At 38.4% G+C, this 16,819-nt stretch carries 11 protein-coding genes and 2 pseudogenes; 8 read left to right on the top strand and 5 right to left on the bottom strand.

The features are described from left to right. Positions 1–35: 35 nt before the first annotated feature. Both ACW9JV_RS14580 and ACW9JV_RS14575 read left to right on the top strand, forming a co-directional pair. Positions 36–674 carry an NAD(P)-dependent oxidoreductase gene (locus ACW9JV_RS14580; protein WP_457335698.1) on the top strand — a complete coding sequence of 213 codons (639 nt, stop codon included), beginning with the start codon at positions 36–38 and terminating at the stop codon, positions 672–674. A 310-nt stretch (positions 675–984) separates the two neighbouring features. Then, positions 985–1,983, top strand: a complete 999-nt coding sequence (locus ACW9JV_RS14575; protein ID WP_457335696.1) for an alpha/beta fold hydrolase — start codon at positions 985–987, stop codon at positions 1,981–1,983. Between the two features lie 456 nt (positions 1,984–2,439). Here the strand turns inward: ACW9JV_RS14575 and ACW9JV_RS14570 are convergent, their stop codons facing one another. From ACW9JV_RS14570 to ACW9JV_RS14560, 3 genes and pseudogenes are all read right to left on the bottom strand, one after another. After that, the gene (locus tag ACW9JV_RS14570) at positions 2,440–3,489 is read right to left on the bottom strand and encodes a DUF1835 domain-containing protein (RefSeq protein WP_457335694.1); all 1,050 of its coding nucleotides are present in this window, start codon (positions 3,487–3,489) and stop codon (positions 2,440–2,442) included. A gap of 106 nt (positions 3,490–3,595) precedes the next feature. Continuing rightward, a pseudogene (locus ACW9JV_RS14565) lies at positions 3,596–4,072 on the bottom strand (GNAT family N-acetyltransferase); the annotation flags it as partial. A gap of 430 nt (positions 4,073–4,502) precedes the next feature. Beyond that, positions 4,503–7,358: a UvrD-helicase domain-containing protein gene (locus ACW9JV_RS14560; RefSeq protein ID WP_457335693.1), complete on the bottom strand. Its 2,856-nt coding sequence runs from the start codon at positions 7,356–7,358 to the stop codon at positions 4,503–4,505. Between the two features lie 210 nt (positions 7,359–7,568). Here ACW9JV_RS14560 and ACW9JV_RS14555 point away from each other — a divergent pair, with 210 nt between their 5' ends. Then, positions 7,569–8,096: a hypothetical protein gene (locus ACW9JV_RS14555; protein ID WP_457335691.1), complete on the top strand. Its 528-nt coding sequence runs from the start codon at positions 7,569–7,571 to the stop codon at positions 8,094–8,096. A gap of 40 nt (positions 8,097–8,136) precedes the next feature. Here ACW9JV_RS14555 and ACW9JV_RS14550 read toward each other — a convergent pair. Both ACW9JV_RS14550 and ACW9JV_RS14545 read right to left on the bottom strand, forming a co-directional pair. Continuing rightward, a pseudogene (locus tag ACW9JV_RS14550) lies at positions 8,137–8,761 on the bottom strand (HD domain-containing protein). A gap of 52 nt (positions 8,762–8,813) precedes the next feature. After that, on the bottom strand, positions 8,814–9,059 hold the full coding sequence (locus tag ACW9JV_RS14545; RefSeq protein ID WP_457335689.1) for a hypothetical protein: 246 nt from the start codon (positions 9,057–9,059) through the stop codon (positions 8,814–8,816). A gap of 292 nt (positions 9,060–9,351) precedes the next feature. Here ACW9JV_RS14545 and ACW9JV_RS14540 point away from each other — a divergent pair, with 292 nt between their 5' ends. From ACW9JV_RS14540 to brxC, 5 genes are all read left to right on the top strand, one after another. Beyond that, on the top strand, positions 9,352–10,341 hold the full coding sequence (locus ACW9JV_RS14540) for a hypothetical protein (protein ID WP_457335687.1): 990 nt from the start codon (positions 9,352–9,354) through the stop codon (positions 10,339–10,341). Positions 10,342–10,424: 83 nt separating this feature from the next. After that, positions 10,425–11,849: a hypothetical protein gene (locus ACW9JV_RS14535; protein ID WP_457335685.1), complete on the top strand. Its 1,425-nt coding sequence runs from the start codon at positions 10,425–10,427 to the stop codon at positions 11,847–11,849. A gap of 212 nt (positions 11,850–12,061) precedes the next feature. Then, positions 12,062–12,688 carry a DUF1819 family protein gene (locus ACW9JV_RS14530; protein WP_457335683.1) on the top strand — a complete coding sequence of 209 codons (627 nt, stop codon included), beginning with the start codon at positions 12,062–12,064 and terminating at the stop codon, positions 12,686–12,688. Further along, positions 12,688–13,236 (top strand): DUF1788 domain-containing protein, encoded by a 549-nt coding sequence (locus ACW9JV_RS14525; protein ID WP_457335681.1) that lies wholly within the window; start codon positions 12,688–12,690, stop codon positions 13,234–13,236. The genes ACW9JV_RS14530 and ACW9JV_RS14525 overlap by 1 nt, the downstream gene beginning before the upstream one ends. 13 nt (positions 13,237–13,249) lie before the next feature. Next, complete coding sequence (gene brxC, locus ACW9JV_RS14520; protein ID WP_457335679.1) at positions 13,250–16,813, top strand: BREX system P-loop protein BrxC; 3,564 nt, start codon at positions 13,250–13,252, stop codon at positions 16,811–16,813. Positions 16,814–16,819: the final 6 nt, after the last annotated feature.

The following is a 16,819-nucleotide window of genomic DNA, read 5'->3' as shown; positions in this document are numbered from 1 at the left end:
AAACGTGTCGTAAAAATTTTTAGGAGGAATTGCAAATGAAAATCGGAATTATAGGAGCAAACGGTAAAGCGGGAAACACCATTTTAAAAGAAGCCACTGAACGGGGGCATGATGTCACAGCTATTGTAAGGGATGCTTCAAAGTTAACAAACAAAAAGGTGAAAGTTGTAGAGAAAGATATCTATGATCTATCCTCAGAAGATCTAACCCCTATTGAAGTAGTCGTTAATGCTTTCGGTGTAGCTATTGGTGAAGAAGAACCTCATGTTACAGCAGGAAATGCGTTAATTGAGGCTTTGAAAGGTACAAAGACAAGGGCTATTATCGTCGGAGGAGCAGGCAGCCTGTATGTGGATGAAAAACAATCTAATAAGCTGTTCGATACATCCGATCTTCCGGATAAGGTAAAGTCAACAGCAAAAGGGCAGGGGAGGAACCTTGAAAATTTAAAAACGTCCCAAGATATAACGTGGACATATTTTAGTCCTTCAGCTTCATTCGATCCTAAAGGGCCAAGAACAGGTACTTATCAAACAGGGAAAGACAACTTACTTGTGAATTCTAAAGGAGATAGCTATATTAGTTATGCCGATTATGCAGTAGCATTGTTAGATGAGATTGAAAATCCACAGCATATAAATGAACGCTTCACAGCTGTTTCTGAATCTCAGTAATGCTTGATGATTTGTGGCTAATATTACTTCCTGTTTGAGAGAGTGATAAGTTCATGTTCTAAAATCAAGTCAACAAAAACCGCGATTTATTAATTAGATTGAGCATTGGTGTCGTGCTGATACTGAAATTGTAGATAATGCAGATTACAATCCTGCCATTATGGCATTAAATAATGGGCGCGATTCTGAAATTGAGTGGCGCTCTTTTTTTCATTTTTATTGAATTAAACTTTCAAAAGAAATCAGGTATATTTAACAAGGATTATTTGTAGTGATGGTAGAAAGTAGTGACAACTGGGAGGTGGTAAGAATGAAGGTTAAACGAATTGTTGCCGATGTGGAAACTCAAGACATTAGTCTTGATACGATGAAAGAAAATATAAAGAAACACCAAGGTGATAAGCCCTTGGACAGTGGAGCGCCGATTGATAATTTCTACAACGTGGAAGGACGACGTTTGTCACTAGCCTGTTCTGGGACCGGAAGTCCAACAGTAGTATTTTTACCGGCAGCCGGCATGATTGGACTTGATTATCTAAATATTCACAATAAAATTAGTCAGCGTACAACATCAGTGATTTATGATCGAGCGGGAACAGGCTGGAGCGATCAAGTTAAGCTACCCCGAAGTGCCCACGAAGTCACTGATGAATTAAGGAGTCTTTTGCATACCGCTGGTGTACCAGCTCCTTTTCTGTTCGTCGGACACTCGTTAGGTGGAATATACGCACGCCGGTACGCACAGCGATTTCCAGATGAAGTGGCCGGGATGCTCCTGCTAGAACCGGCTCACGAGGATTTTCTCACCAATACACCCAAGTTAAAGAAACGTTACTTACTTCAGCAGATTTTTCCCATCCTTCGCACATTCCTAACTTACAAGAAATCCTTTCGAGGTATATTCGACCAGATGCTTGCAAACTGGCCAGACTCGATACGTGAACCGCTGATTAACTATCATCTCAGGACATTAATGAAAACGATGAAAGAAAGGAAAAACTTGAACACCGAGCTCTATAACGAAGTTCGTGAAGGAGGAGACATGCCAGATGTCCCGTTGATCGTTTTTACAGCGATGGGAATTGACCCATTCATGATTCCAATGACGAGTGAATCATTCTTGCGTGATATGATTGATCCGTTTAATAATGCTAAAAATACGACCTATACAAAATTAGCAAATTCAGTACCGCGTGGGGAGCACCTTATACTCGAAAATGCTGGACATACAACAATCCATACAGATTGTCCAGATGAAGTGGTCGAAGCCGTCTGGAACTTGCTTCAGACAATTCAGGAAGTACATTAATTTCATTCCTGTCAAAAGTAATATTTTTTTGCTCAACAGGAGTCACCATACTAATTTTTCTTCTAACTTTTCCTGTAAACAGAGGCTCTTCCATATAAAACGACCTCACTCATTTTTGCTGTTATTTTTGTACCATCGCGGGGACCAGGTACCAGGTACATTGTGGAAGTGAACGCTGATAAATCAGAATGGCGCCGATATTTCATGGCAAACCGCCGATACCATAAAATTGCTGATTTTTAGTGGTGTGCCGGAGTGTTATGATAAGGCGTTGGGGGCCGGGTAAAAAAAGGTTAATGACATTATATATGACAGGGGAGGAGAACTGTATCACCGGGGTTCTATTGTGAGGGTCCAGCACCGAATCTTATTTGTTACTAGAGATTATCGCACAAAGTTTACACTTGTAATTCTAGTTGTGTAATCTTCAACTAATCCACCGTTAATGCAATATGGTTATTCGTTTTTGAGTTTTACACTATAAAACCTCATGGCTTTTGGAACACCTTTTATTTCAAAAACACCATGCATGATTAAATGTCTTACTCTATACTCAAAATACACATCACCAATATATTGGTCTAAATAGCCAATAACCTCACCTATAAGACGTGCTGCTTTCATAAATTCATTATTCTTTCGCTCTTTATGCAGCTTTTTGGCTTTATTGATTATATAGTCATCATAATAGGCTTCATCTACACTCTGTATTCTGTTATTTTCCCAAACCCGTAGAACCTCTTGTGTAGAGGATAACTCCTGCCATTCCTCCTCCAATTCTTTACGTTGCTCTTGACTTACTGGAGAAGAAATCTTTCTACCGTTTTCATAAATGAACCTTAATTTTTCGGGTACAATTTCTCCAGTGTGCAGCGGGTAACAATCAGCAGCTGGAATATTGAATTGACTTTTATATTGCTCTGTTGTATTCATTAAGAAAACGTCATGATTTTTATCTTTTAATAAATACAGAACATATCTTAAAGCAGTCTGTTCGTGAGAGTTTTCTCCGACCCAAATAAAAATTGGTGTATTTTTAGCAATAGCGTGAATTAGTGAAGTTGTGTTATTGAAACGATGCTGGTATTCATCTATATCATCATCCTCATAGATTAGATGATTTTTTATCCATTCATACCTATGGTTACGCCCCGCTTGTTCATGCAGCTGCCAAACCGGCCCAATAGAAAACATATCCGAAAAGGAGATAACTTTTTCTTTGTCCTGCAATTCCATTTCTTCTAATGCTCTTTTTAAACTACCAGATGCTGTTTCGCCAAAAAGAATATGTACAACATTATAGCTTTTATTATCTTCTACAACAGTTTGGTTTCTTTTATAATTTAGAAAGTCATTATATGTTTTTTTCAAGTCATCCACAAATTGCCCCTCAGTATAGCGGCCAGTTTCTTCAAGCATATTAATTCGCAAAAGAATTTGAAATAAAAGGGATTTCACTTCATCATTAGTAGAACTATCAAGCATTCTTTTTAATTCATCAATCAATTCATTGCCCCCCCTTACAGATAACATTACGATAAAAACTGTATATGCGATTATGATGTTGAAAACAGCATTCGGCAGCTCCGTATATTGCGGCAGCTGTCTTTTTTTATTCCTCCCAAAAAGGCCGGGAGTACTGTACGACGCCACCCTGCACCTTGTCCAGGGCATGTTCTGTCAGCTCCAGCACCATAAAGGCTTCGGGCGGGACCACAAACGGCGCTTGAATGTCCCACTGATCCGCCCGCTCGAAGCCGAATTTGGCGTAATACTCCGGATGCCCGAGCACCACGACCGACGAAAACCCAAGCTCTCCGGTTCGTTTCAGCGCATCACGCATCAACTGCGTACCGATTCCCTGATTCTGGTGTTCCGGCGCCACCGACACAGGCGCAAGCGACAGCGAATCCACAGCGGTTTCTCCATGCTCAATAGTAATCCGGGAGAGCAGAATGTGACCGACGATGTGCTCTCCGCTGTCGAGCGCCACAAGCGACAGTTCCGGAATGAACGCCTCCGACTCCCGGAGGTTCTCAACGAGCACCTGCTCCGTCGGATCGCTGCAGGTCTCATCCCCAAACGCCTCCGTCGCGCCGTAGTCTGCAGGGGTCTCCTACCTGATCGTCATAGCCATGACCGTTTCCCCTCTGTTTCGTTATTTTAAAAATCTACATATCTATCAGGGCGGGTAGATGGGAAAAATGCCATAAAGGCTGTTAAGCAGCCAGGCGAAAACGGGAGGACCGGAATACGACACGATACTCCGCTTCGAGCTCCGTACTATCATTTCTTTTGCAAAAAACACAATTTGACCAGCACCTACTGTAATATGGCATCACCTTTTCAAAACCCTGCAAACATTGACCGCATCCAGTGCCGATCCGAACAAAAGCAGACCGAATACCAGGCCTCCGATGAAAAACGGACCAAACACCATAACCACAAAACCAAAACGCGGTGATGCGGCATACCATAAACCCGTAAGAAAAAGAATACCGACTATGAGCAGAAAATAATCAGTTTTCTTCGTAGGCCGCAGCAGTCTCCTGCATGTTTTCTGAACGCCCGCAAAGAGGGAAGTTGCTGCATCCATAGAAAGATTCTCCTTTCTGATTTTTTCGTATGACCATAAACCCGCCGCAGCTTTTACATCTCTTCTGATGGTTCAATACAGATGTGTCATTGATCGTATAATGGCATTGCGGGTAGTTGCTGCATCCCACAAATGAGTTCTTCCGTACCATCAGTTCTCCGGTTCTGCAGCGCGGGCATTTCAGGGCTTGTTCGCGCGGAGTATAGTGATTTGTTTCATAAGAAATATTATAATCTTCATTTAGCTCTTTGACGAAGGTAGAAGGGCTTTTTTCAGGCACTAAGATGTACGTCACGTTTTCTGTTCTTGTAAGGGCTGTGTAAAACAACCGTCGTTCTTCTGAAAATAAATAAGTATTACTTGTCTGGAGCACCCATTCCAGCAGCGGATCGTCCTCCATTTTATTAGGGAAACCTGTTTTTCCGTTTTTCGCGTTTAACAGGATGACGTAATCGGCTTCCAGCCCCTTCGATTTATGAACGGACATAAATTCAATGGTTAAGCCGGGATGTCTTTTATAAACAACGGTACTGTTGTTATTCTTAAGGGTAAAATCGGGACTTTTCTCCAATATTTTGACATCATAATTATTTCTCCCCAACAGCATGATCGTTGAGTCCTTTGAGTCCGTTCCGTCTGCTATTTCATCGAGAATCTCCTTCAATCTTTTTGTGATCTGATGCTGGTTGAATAAACATAATCGGATGGGGAAGTCGTGCGTCTTATCCGATGTTAAATTTTTCTTATACTGCTCCGGATTTTGCACGACAAAAGAACCGGCGGTATCGATTAGCTGCTGCGAATTGCGGTATGTTTTTTCAATTCGCAGCAATTCATGATAGCCAAAATACTTCCCGAAATTCGTGAACAATTCCAGGTCGCTTCCCGCAAAGCGGAAAATCGATTGCCAGTCATCACCGACACACATCACTCTGGCGTTTGTCTTCCTGCGGATCGCGTCAATCAGATGAAACCGGCTTTGTGAAATGTCCTGGTACTCATCCACAATAATATATTTATAGGGAAAAGAAATCCCTGTGTTCTTCACCACCGTCGTGGCGCGGTTGATCATATCATTGAAATCGATGGCATTATTCTGTTGCAGATGTTCTTCGTAATAACGATAGATGGGCTTAATCAACGCAAAGAAGACCTTATTTCTCTTTTTGAAAAAGGGGGAGCGGGTTTGTTGGTTCTCCTTCTCCAATCGGTGAAAATCTTCATATTGATATCCCTTTGATTTAAATAATGTTATAAAACTGCCTATTAATTTTTTGAAATCCAGCAGGTATGTGTTATGAATATGATCGTAGATCCGGGAGAACAATGTTTCGCTGTCGATGGGCTGAAATTCCACCCCTTCGTTTTGGAGCATGTGTTCCAACTGCTGCAGAAGGATACCCTGCCGGTTATAATATGAGTACGTTTCGAGCAATGTTGTCCCATGTTCCTGATGTATCTGCCGCTTCCAGTTCATCTCATTTAGGTACCGTTTTTCTTCAACGGGACTTAAATGAGGAGCGCGGCCGTGTTCATTTACTCCGAAATGCTCCAGGTATATGTCATAATCGTCCAGGTAAAAATCCGGCATGTACTGCCTGTGCTTTTCATCAGCGGTAAGGATGGCATAAGGCTTCTCGTACGTATAAGAAATACCGTTCAAATAAAGAAAGTTCGCAAGGAGAAACTCTTCCGTACTCTTCACGATTTCACCCTGATAGGTTCTACTTTCTGCAGCCAGCCGGGCCGTATTCTCTTCCATGAATTCTTCCTGCTTATGTGCCTTGCTTTTTAATGTTTCAAGATCCAGATTCTTATGGTACTCATGATATTCCCCCAGGCTGTCAAAGTCTTCAATACCCTTGGGGATTTTAATGTACTGCCCAAAAAACATCATAAGCAGCTGTAAATAATTCTTGTGATAGTAAAGCTGTGTTTCTAAGAAAGACTGAATCGTATCATTCATGGAATTATCGATGGTGGGTTTTTTCTGTTGAGTATTTGAGATGATTTCCAAGCCCAGCTTATGAAAAGTTTTCACGTCGATGTCGACATTCAGCTTGTCGGCGATCCGATCCCGCATTTCTCCCGCTGCTTTCCTCGTGAAAGAAATGAGTAGAATCTCTTCGGGACGCACTCCTTTTTGTTCTATCAAGTACTTTACTTTTCCGGAGATCGTCAATGTTTTGCCGCTCCCGGCACCGGCGAGAATCAGATTGCTGTCTTCGTCGGTGACAATAGCCAGACGCTGCTGGTCATCCAGCGATTTTCCATCAATATCATTGAAAAAGTGCTTGTTATTCTTCAATTCTGCTTCCACGTATTCCTTGTTCCACTCGGCAGTTCTGGAAGACAAATGATAATACATGTCCAGGAACTGGTGGATAGAAGCTTCAGACAGCTGCTGCCAATCCGGATAAAAGAAATCATATGCCTCCTGAGCCAGATTGTTCTTTAAAGATTTCATAATGGAATGGGTGATATAGGAAGACCGTAATTGATCCACCTGCCGTAGAAATTCTTTGGCGTGCTGAAGGTGGAAGTAGATCACCTTATTTCTCTCTTCTTGTATCAAGGGTAACTCTTCTATAAGCGAACGGATGACGCTGATCAATTTCTCCCGTTTTTCAACAAGTTCCTGATAGGCGGAGGAGTTATGGCGGGAAGAATAAAACTCTGGAACGGATGGACCCTGGAGTAGGGCTTCTTCATATGTATCACAAAGGGTAGTGATACAGTTGTCAGCGATCGGTTCTTTTTCACCTTTTAACTTATCCATGTCCGCCAGCAGAGACGTTCTGTTTTTCTCCAAATTGTCCAAGTCTTGTTTAAGCTGCAAAAAGGTATGTCTATGCCGCAAATGAAAAATAAAACGTTTTATTTTAAAAAATAATTCACGCACTGCTATTTCCATCCTTTAACAAAATAAGTCATTTCTATGATAGCATAGATATCAATCATAATATTGAATCATGGAGGACAGATTGAGATGAGAAAAAGTGGTATCGCAGTTGTGGTTTCTTTGATATTTCAAATTAATATGATTGATTCTGTAGATGCAGATACATGGGTGGATGGTTACTTTAGAGATGATGGAACGCATGTAGAGGGACATTTTCGAAGTGATAGAGACGGGAATTTTTGGAATAACTATAGTAGTTATGGAAACATAAATCCTTACACGGGAGAGAGAGGAACCCGACTACCATATGATAATAACAACAGCAGTTTTGAGTCAGGTATGGATTTTGGTTGGTCAAGAGATTCCTACAACTTTGGAGACGATGCCAGCTATGATACTGGATACGGTGCTTATGACACCGAATATGATTCCGCCGGATGGGAAGATCATTCTTACGATACCCAGTATCCTGAATATGATAGCAGTTTCAACGATGGCGGAACTTTTCACTCGTCTGATTCATATTTTAACTCTAGTAACGATAGAGGGAGTGCTTCTTTTGATTCATTCGACTCGGATATTGATAGTGGATATGACTCGGGCTATGATTGGTAATTTAGTAGAAAATAAATTGTAAAATGGATCATGATTATAATTACGGTACTCTAAGTGTTTGGAAATTCTTGTGCTTGTAGTCAGGCTGGTAGTAGGAGATGACGTCTACTTTAATATTGCCGAAAGTCGTTTCCGGCTTGTGCTTGAACCCTTCATAAAACGCAGGGATGATCTTCTGTTTAAAGTTATTACGCGGGAACGCCTCGACAATTTCCTCCCGCTGCTCAGCCGGGAACTGATCAAAGTTGTCTCCTATCACATCCAGACCGACCGCGGAATAAAGCAGAGAAACCTGCGGCGTCTTATGTTCTGTAATCCCGATCGTCGTATGCAGAGCAATCGCATCCCACACCAGGTTCAACGACTCCTCAGGGGATCTGATACTGCTGCAGAAAACTTCTCGCCGCATTGGCACCATCGACTTCAAAACGCAAATCCGGACTGCTGTATTCTTTGGTCAGCCCCAGATCATGGAATAACGCACTCACATACAGCAGCTCCAGATCATAAGGCTGCGCCGCCTGCTGCCCCTGAACGGCACCGAACAAAAACACACGATTGGAATGATTCCACAGCAGACCATTCTCCTGCTCCCGCAGAATATCTGCCGCATCCTTCGCCAACTGGGAATCCGGAATCTTAATACCTGCTATTTCCTGCCGCATACCTAACATCCTCCTACCTTATTGTTAGAAACCTAGGTTGCAGTGGGGTTCTTTACCTATTCCACAACTCCGACACCTTTACCACACCCAGAGCCAATCCAAACAAGAGCAGGCCGAATAACAATCCGCCGAGAAGATAGGGGGTGAACAAAATTAGCACATAGCCGAGGTTTCCCGGAAGAAGGAGCGGCAGTCCAAAGTACCAGACAACACTGGTGATTAGAAGCAGAAACATCACCCAGAGCGCCTTCCCGAATATGTTCATGTGTTGAAAACGTGTGCAGCAATCCATGCTCATGCTTGATCCCTCCTGCCCTTCCATTATAAAAGAAAATATCATATACCATCAGAGATATTCCAATTTTCGATAAATTTCTCCGTTATGGCTCTTCCATCTATGGAAAGATGTGTTAAAATGGATGCATATAAACACAAATAACCATGAACTTAGACTTATCCAAACGATATTGGAGAGGAAAGTATGATCGTCTACGAAGCCAGCAAGAAGGATTTTCTGTATCATATGGATCAGGATTGGGGTAAAGTATCTATGAATATTAAAAGTACTCTGAAGGTTGTGGTCTAATAATATGACTAAAAATAATGTAGATCGAACCACCAGATTAGTAGTAACCTTAACCATCTTTGGTGGAACATGGTTTTTATTAAAAGGTGGAATGAACCTATGGTTGAATACATTTACTACAAATGCTTACACTAGATCACTTTTCACGTTTGACTACATTGTATCTGTAATTATTCTTACATTTATTATAGCGGTAACAATAAGAGTGTTAAATTATGCTTATACTGAGTTTAAAACGTACCAAGCCTTTAATGACGAGGAAGAACGAAAAAGTATTGAAAAACTAGCAGACACCAAGTTTGTTTCTATATTTGAAACAATAAGACACTGTGCAATTGCAACTATGGGTATAGCGATTTTAAGCATTATATTAGAATTTACAATGAAGTTTGGTTTATTTTTTTCAGTATTAACTGCAAGTATTGTCATCTTAACTCTTTTTATTTTGAAATTTTTCAACAATAAAAAGATAATGAAAGCAATAGAGGTAGTGGATCGATTCGAGAAAAAGATATCTCCATTTGGCTATTTAATATACCTTGGCTTGATAGTATTCTTTCTTGGAGTTGCTACAACACTAATTTCAATTAATCAAAATCAAGTGGTTGAAGCTGAATTTCGAAACAACAAAGATTCTAATTTAGAGATCCAATTAAAAAATATAGAGGAGCCACAAGCGTCTATTAACATAATTAATGAACGTGAAAAGAATACTACAATCAATTTAAATGAAAAAGATTTTAATCAAAATTTTGTTGAGGTTTATGAAAACGTGAGCCCAAAAAATAAAAAGCTTAATTTAGATAAATCATTGAGACAGTTTAATTTGTCATTAAACTTAAGTCAATATCTTGTAGAAGGTACTAATAAGGTTGAAATTAAGGTTTCTGCTGAAAATTACGATAATCAAAGGATAATTAGGATAGTCAATGATATTAACAAAGATGGATCGACTTTAAGTTTTTCGCAAAAGACATTCAAAATTGACCTATAATAATGGAAACATTGAGGCATCAGACAGCTTTTTTTAGGGCAAGCATTTATTATATGTTTTCCATATCTAAAGGAGTGAACATCATGCTGTTTTCTGAAATACATGAGATACAAAAAGATTCTACGGATACATGGTTTGATCCAATATTAGATGTGGATACCGAACTTTTTATTGATCCCTTTTTACTTTTTGAATATGAAAAAGCTCCATTTACCCAAACCCATAATAAAATAATTCATTTTTTTAATGAAGCATTCAAATTGGGTGCCAAATCTAGCAGAAGCAAGGGTAGTATCATCGAAAATAAGCTACAAAGGATGGTTACATTTCCTGAAGTAGATGAAATTTGTCTTGGTTATTCGGGAAATAGTACGGGAGGTAGTGGTACAGGTGAAGGATTCTCTGAAAGTATAGTATCATCAATACATAATGCTATTAATATAGGTGTACAAAACTTCAATCATTTTGAAGAAATAGCTATATTGGAGTCAGGCATTGGACGAGATAGAATTAGTGATATCTGCGCCAATATAATAAAAGATGAATTGATAGAATATACTCAAAATATTTGCTATAAATATTCTATCCCTACTGAGAACTTTAATGTTAGAACATTTAATTATAAATTTTTAATATGGCAAAAGAAAGAATATTTATTGCCTCAAAACCCGTATAATAAAAAACCATTGTTGCTTGTACCCCAAAACATTTTAAAGGATTTGCCAAGTATTGGTCCAGATAATTTCATCGACTGGGCATGGTCAACTGAGAATGAAATTTTAAGAAACGATTTTAATTTTGAAATAAAAAGTCAAATAAGTAAAGAAAATATTATTGATATTGCAACCCAAAGAACTGATTTAGTAGAAAAATTCATATCATATGTAGAACAACAGGGGTCCAGTTCGTATGATTTAGAAAGAGATAAAAATTTGGTTTATAGATGGTATGAACTTTCAAAAAAAATCAGTGAAGAATATAGTATAAAACTGGATATACCAAGGGAGGAGAAAGAACTAAAAGATTTTGTGTGCAAACTTATTGAATCTTTTAATAATAATATAGTGAATAATGCTGGTTATAAGTTGTTGTGGAACGATAAGCCGAGAGTTCCACGAAAAGAAGAAATTTCCCAGCTGTTATTCTATGGTATTTCGAAAGAGCATTGTAGAATTAATAATATAGATATGTCACGTGAAGTTGATGCTGGACGGGGCCCAGTAGACTTTAAATTTTCTAATGGGTATTCTTCTAGAGTTTTAATTGAAGTTAAAAGAGCTAGTAGCTCCAAATTAGACCAAGGACTGGAACAGCAACTTCCTCAATACTTAAAAAGTGAAGAAGTAAATATTGGGTACTATGTGGTAATCGTTCAAAGAGATGAAGAACGGTCAAAAGTAAATGCATTAAAGGAAGAAGCGAAAAAGATCAGTGAAAAGCTCGGAAAAGATATTCAAGTTTTTTTAATAGATGCAACAGACGAAAAACCATCTGCGTCAAATCTATAAAAGTTTGGAAAGCAATACGTGTATTCATGTGTCACTGGATAAATTCTAATTCTCCACCACTCTTGTACTTAAGAGGTATTTAGGGTGGTGTTAATTTTATTGTGAACTCGTTTCAAAACATGGAAATCATAAGGGGGTTATATAACTTTCTATAGCCGCTGTGTTAATATTATGGTAGGCAAACTTTAAATTCATTGGGGATGGAAAACTTGATGAATAAATGGGCGAAGGGGCTAAATATGGAATATTCGGCTGGGTTCACAAAAGAAAAGTGGTCGGAAAATGATATTGCCGTTGTCTTGAAAATGTTACTACAGGGCAAAATGAAAAACGACATCCTTGAAGAAGTTACTGAAAAAAACTTGTTTCAATTAAGAAGTCCAATAAGTGTTAATAATCGTTTTAACATGGTCTATAAACGTGCTGCCACATTAGATGATAACTTAAAGCAGTATTTTTTAGATGGCAGCCAATTTGATCGTAAAGCATTGACCTTATATTCATTTTTGAAAGTTTACAGAATGCCATTAGAATTCTATACAGAAGTTATTCGATTAAATTATGAACACCAGAATTATTTATATAATAACGATTTCTATTACTTCTTCGAAAAGAAGGCAAAGGAAAGTGAGAAGGTTCAACTGTGGCGGCCTGAAACCATAACTCGTTTAATAAGAACGTTAACATTATTTTTTAAGGAGTCAGAAATGATTACTAAGGTCGATCAGAAAAAGTATGAAGTAAGGCCGATACATATGAGTCAGTCTTTAAAAAATTATGCAAAAGAATCCGCGCCACTTTTAGCATCTTTTACAAACCTGAAAAAGGTGAATGAATAATGAAATCAACATATCATCGTTTGGAAGAAATGGAAACCCTAATATCAAAAGAAGAGTTTATACAACCACAAGGAATCGGAAGCGATATTCCTCACTTTGTATTAGATTATCCACCTGAAGAGGAAATGCAAATTCGCGTATATATAAAGAACATGTTAAGTCGTACCACGACTAATATAAAAGAAGTGAATTTATTTTCATTTCTGCTTTCATTTTTTGATAAAGAAGAAATGGATGAATTATATGAAGTGTGTGAAGATGAAGGCTTGAAAGGGTTGTATGACGTATTTGAACCGATATTAAATGAGAAAAATTCGTTAATACAGCAGTTTATGGATGTTACCAAGCACGCCGATGTCATCTTTATCACGGGGGTTGGGACTGCTCATCCTTTTTTGAGATCGAGTCAACTACTTAAAGCCATCTCAAGTAAAGGGTATAAAAAACCAATCATTCTATTTTACCCTGGATCGTTTACAGGATTAAGGTTGAAATTATTTGGGATTCTTGATTATGAAGATGACTATCAGTTATCAAGGATTTCATAGGGGAGGATAATCAATGAAGATCGAACAACTATTTAAAAAAGATATCCATCGTTCGATTAACAATGTTGTGCAAGCGGAAAGCATGGAAGAATCAGTAATTGAAAATGAACTGGAAGAATACGTGTTAACGGGAGAAAGTGAACATTATTTAGAGCGTTTTTATGATAACTATTTAGAAATGTATGATCAACCATCAACAAAAATTGGAGTATGGATTTCAGGCTTTTTTGGATCAGGTAAGTCGCACTTTTTAAAAATCCTCTCTTATTTGCTGCATAATAAGGTGATTGCAGGAAGAACACCAGCAGATTATTTTAGTGATAAAACACAGAACCAAGAGCTCTTGAACATGATGCAGCAAGTGTCTAAAAAAAACACAGACGCACTTCTGTTTAATATTGATTCAAGATCAACGTCTTCATCCAATGACTCAGAAAAAGAGCGTATTTTTGAAGTGTTCTTACGTGTATTTAATAACCACTTAGGTTATTCTGATACGTTATGGGTTGCAGACATGGAGAGACAATTGGATGGAGATGGGAATTACGAAGCATTTAAACAAGCCATTTATGAAAATCATGGTAAAACATGGGAAGAATTTCGATTAAAAATTCTATTACGTAAGACAAAGGTCATTCAGGCTTTAATAAGTGTCGGATATGATAAAGATACAGCGGAAAGCTTTTTTAATATGAGTCGTGAATGGTTTTCCATTGATGCTTTAACAGTAGCGCAACTGGTGGCTGACTATTGCAAAAAACAAGGTCCGGATTATCGAATAGTTTTTCTTGCGGACGAAGTCGGGCAGTATCTTGGTAATAATACGAGTTTGATGCTGAATCTACAAACAATCACGGAAAAGCTTGGAGACCTATGCCAAGGACAGGCTTGGGTAATTGTAACATCACAAGAAAAATTAGAGGCTACTGTCACAGATTTAGACAGTACAAAAGATTTTTCAAAAATCCAGGGACGTTTTGAAACAAAAATTAACCTTTCCAGTGCGAACACGGATGAAGTTATAAAAAAACGGTTACTAGAAAAAACGGATGTTGGTGCGGATACATTAAAAACTATCTATGATCAGGAAGGTAAATTGATTCATAATCGATTAGCTTTTGATCAAACACATACACAATTACGTTCCGGATATCGTTCGATTGATGAATTTATATCATTTTATCCTTTTGTTCCATATCAGATTGAGTTGTTACAAAAGATATTCACGAAAATCCGTAATTTAGGAGAAGGAGGGCAGCATACTTCGCGCGGGGAGCGCTCTTTGCTGAAAGCGTTCCAGGAAGCGGCGCAGTTAAATGCCGGTGAGAATGTTGATAATATGGTAACGATGGCTGAGTTTTATCCGTCTATTCGTGACTATTTGGAATCCTCTATTACGAGTACGATCGTAAGAGCACAGGACCGTGCAAGTAATAATGAAGGCTTGCAGGTGTACGATGTTCAAGTTCTGGAAGTGCTTTATTTAATTAAAGGCATAGATGAAGTGAAGGCTACTTCCGGAAATATTGCTACTTTAATGGTGGAGACGGTATATGATGAACGTCAGCCATTGGAATATAAAATAAAAGAATCACTGCATAGACTGCAAACCGCTATGTTTATAGACCAGCATGCGGACGGATCTTATTCCTTCTTGTCCGATGAGGAGCAGGAAATTAATCGTGAAATCCGAGCAGAAGAATACAACACGACTATTGTCAAAGAAAAATTGGGGAACCTGTTTTTTGATGAAGTGTACCCTCATCCAAAACATGAATATAGACAGAATGATCAATCGAAGCATTTCGACTATAATAAGCGTTTTGACAACTATATAAAGGGACACATGAATTATGAGCTTACGATGCAGGTGTATGCTGAAGGACTGACAGATTCAGAAGCTACTCTGCAAGCTAACTCCGGTCATTTAATTATATTGCTGGACAAAGATTTAGTTGCAGAAGCGGAAAGGTCCCTGGCTTATATTCAGCAAGTCGACAGCTATGTACGTCGAAAACAATCAGCCACGTCAACTCTTCAGCAAAGACGAATTTATGAGGCTAAGCTTCAGGAAGTAGATGAATATACACAAAAAGCATCAGAATTACTTACAAAAGCTAGTGAAAAAGCAGCTTTTTATATACAAGGACAGCGTCGTGAGTTTAACGGGAACTTCCAAAGTAGAGTAGGCCAAGCGATGGATATGTTAATTCGCAATACTTACTTTAAGCTTCACTATATCGAAACTCCTCTATCTTTTAAACATAGTAAGAAAGAATGGCAGGATATTGCAGAAGGTTTAGGAGAGCAGGGACTGGTGACCGACCTAAATAAAAATGCATTTGATGAGATGAAGCATTTCATTGAAGAACTCGAAAGAAACCATGAGAATCGAACGTTGAAAGTATTGGTTCAAAAGTATAGTGATGCTCCTTACGGATGGCACGAGCAAGATACCATTGGTATATTATTGGGATTAATGAATGCTGGAAAGGTTCGGTTTATTTATGCAGGAGAACCATTCAATCCTAATTCCAGTAATTTTTATGATCGCTTAGAAAAAGTATCTGAACGTGATCGCATTGTCGTAATACCAATCGTTGAGATGGACAGCCAAGTCAAACAAGATTTGATTGCATTAGTCCGTAACTTCTTCTCCATTACACAAACTTATGATACTTACGAAGTTTACGAAGAAATTATACGCAATAAAATTGAAGAAGAGTTCGTTCACCCGCTTGAAAAGATTAGAGATAGACGACGTCAACAAGACCCCACTAGTGACTATCCGTATCCAGGTGAAAGTGATATCAGAAGGGTTGTCAATGACACACAAAAACTACTGGCTATTCGTGATCCAGAGGAGTTCTGTAGAACTTTTGTTCAATATGAAGATGACATTGAAGAATGGTATGACGTATTAGAAAAGCTGCAAGGTTTTTATAATGGTAACCCTATAAAGAATTTTGATAAAGCCGTACAAGCACTTAAAGACCATCAACATGACCTAGAAATTATTCATAACGAAGAATTAAGCGATATAACTCAACGAATAAAACACATTCTATTAGAGGAAGAACCAACAAAAGGTATTAGCCGATTGCCAGAGTTAACAAATGATCTTCAGAATCTCATACAAAAAGAAACAGAAAAACAAAAGCAAGCGGTATTAGTTCAATCCGATAAGTCAATTGAAGCAATCGAAGCATTACTGGATCAGTATTCTCAACATGAAACAATAGTGGATTATATTCAATCCAGGAAAGAACAAGCTAAGCAACTTTACGATAAAATCAAAGAAAGCGAACGAATTTCTAATGCTCGTATTAACCAACAACAACTTATTGACATCGTTGACTCAACAAAATCAAAAGCACGTGACATGCTAAAAGAATTACGGAAAGATACAGATACAGTTATAAGGGAGCCTAAAACAATCACAGAACAAGAGTTGTATAACTCCTTCTTTAGTCAAGTTAATACGATTGAATCGGAAGAAGATTTAGAACGTGCCATCGAATCATTGAAGAGAAGTTTGATTAAAGAATTACAAACTCATTACTTTGTAAAATCATAGACACGG

It is taken from the genome of Salibacterium sp. K-3, from assembly GCF_054052005.1.
This window is presented reverse-complemented; position numbering and strand designations above follow the sequence as displayed.

Excerpts from the sequence above, each read along its gene's own strand:
- ACW9JV_RS14535 (WP_457335685.1), top strand. The coding sequence starts at position 10,425 with ATGCTGTTTTCTGAAATACATGAGATACAAAAAGATTCTACGGATACA.
- ACW9JV_RS14580 (WP_457335698.1), top strand. The coding sequence starts at position 36 with ATGAAAATCGGAATTATAGGAGCAAACGGTAAAGCGGGAAACACCATT.
- ACW9JV_RS14575 (WP_457335696.1), top strand. The coding sequence starts at position 985 with ATGAAGGTTAAACGAATTGTTGCCGATGTGGAAACTCAAGACATTAGT.
- ACW9JV_RS14545 (WP_457335689.1), bottom strand. The coding sequence starts at position 9,059 with ATGAGCATGGATTGCTGCACACGTTTTCAACACATGAACATATTCGGG.
- ACW9JV_RS14525 (WP_457335681.1), top strand. The coding sequence starts at position 12,688 with ATGAAATCAACATATCATCGTTTGGAAGAAATGGAAACCCTAATATCA.
- ACW9JV_RS14540 (WP_457335687.1), top strand. The coding sequence starts at position 9,352 with ATGACTAAAAATAATGTAGATCGAACCACCAGATTAGTAGTAACCTTA.
- ACW9JV_RS14560 (WP_457335693.1), bottom strand. The coding sequence starts at position 7,358 with ATGGATAAGTTAAAAGGTGAAAAAGAACCGATCGCTGACAACTGTATC.
- ACW9JV_RS14555 (WP_457335691.1), top strand. The coding sequence starts at position 7,569 with ATGAGAAAAAGTGGTATCGCAGTTGTGGTTTCTTTGATATTTCAAATT.
- ACW9JV_RS14530 (WP_457335683.1), top strand. The coding sequence starts at position 12,062 with ATGAATAAATGGGCGAAGGGGCTAAATATGGAATATTCGGCTGGGTTC.
- brxC (WP_457335679.1), top strand. The coding sequence starts at position 13,250 with ATGAAGATCGAACAACTATTTAAAAAAGATATCCATCGTTCGATTAAC.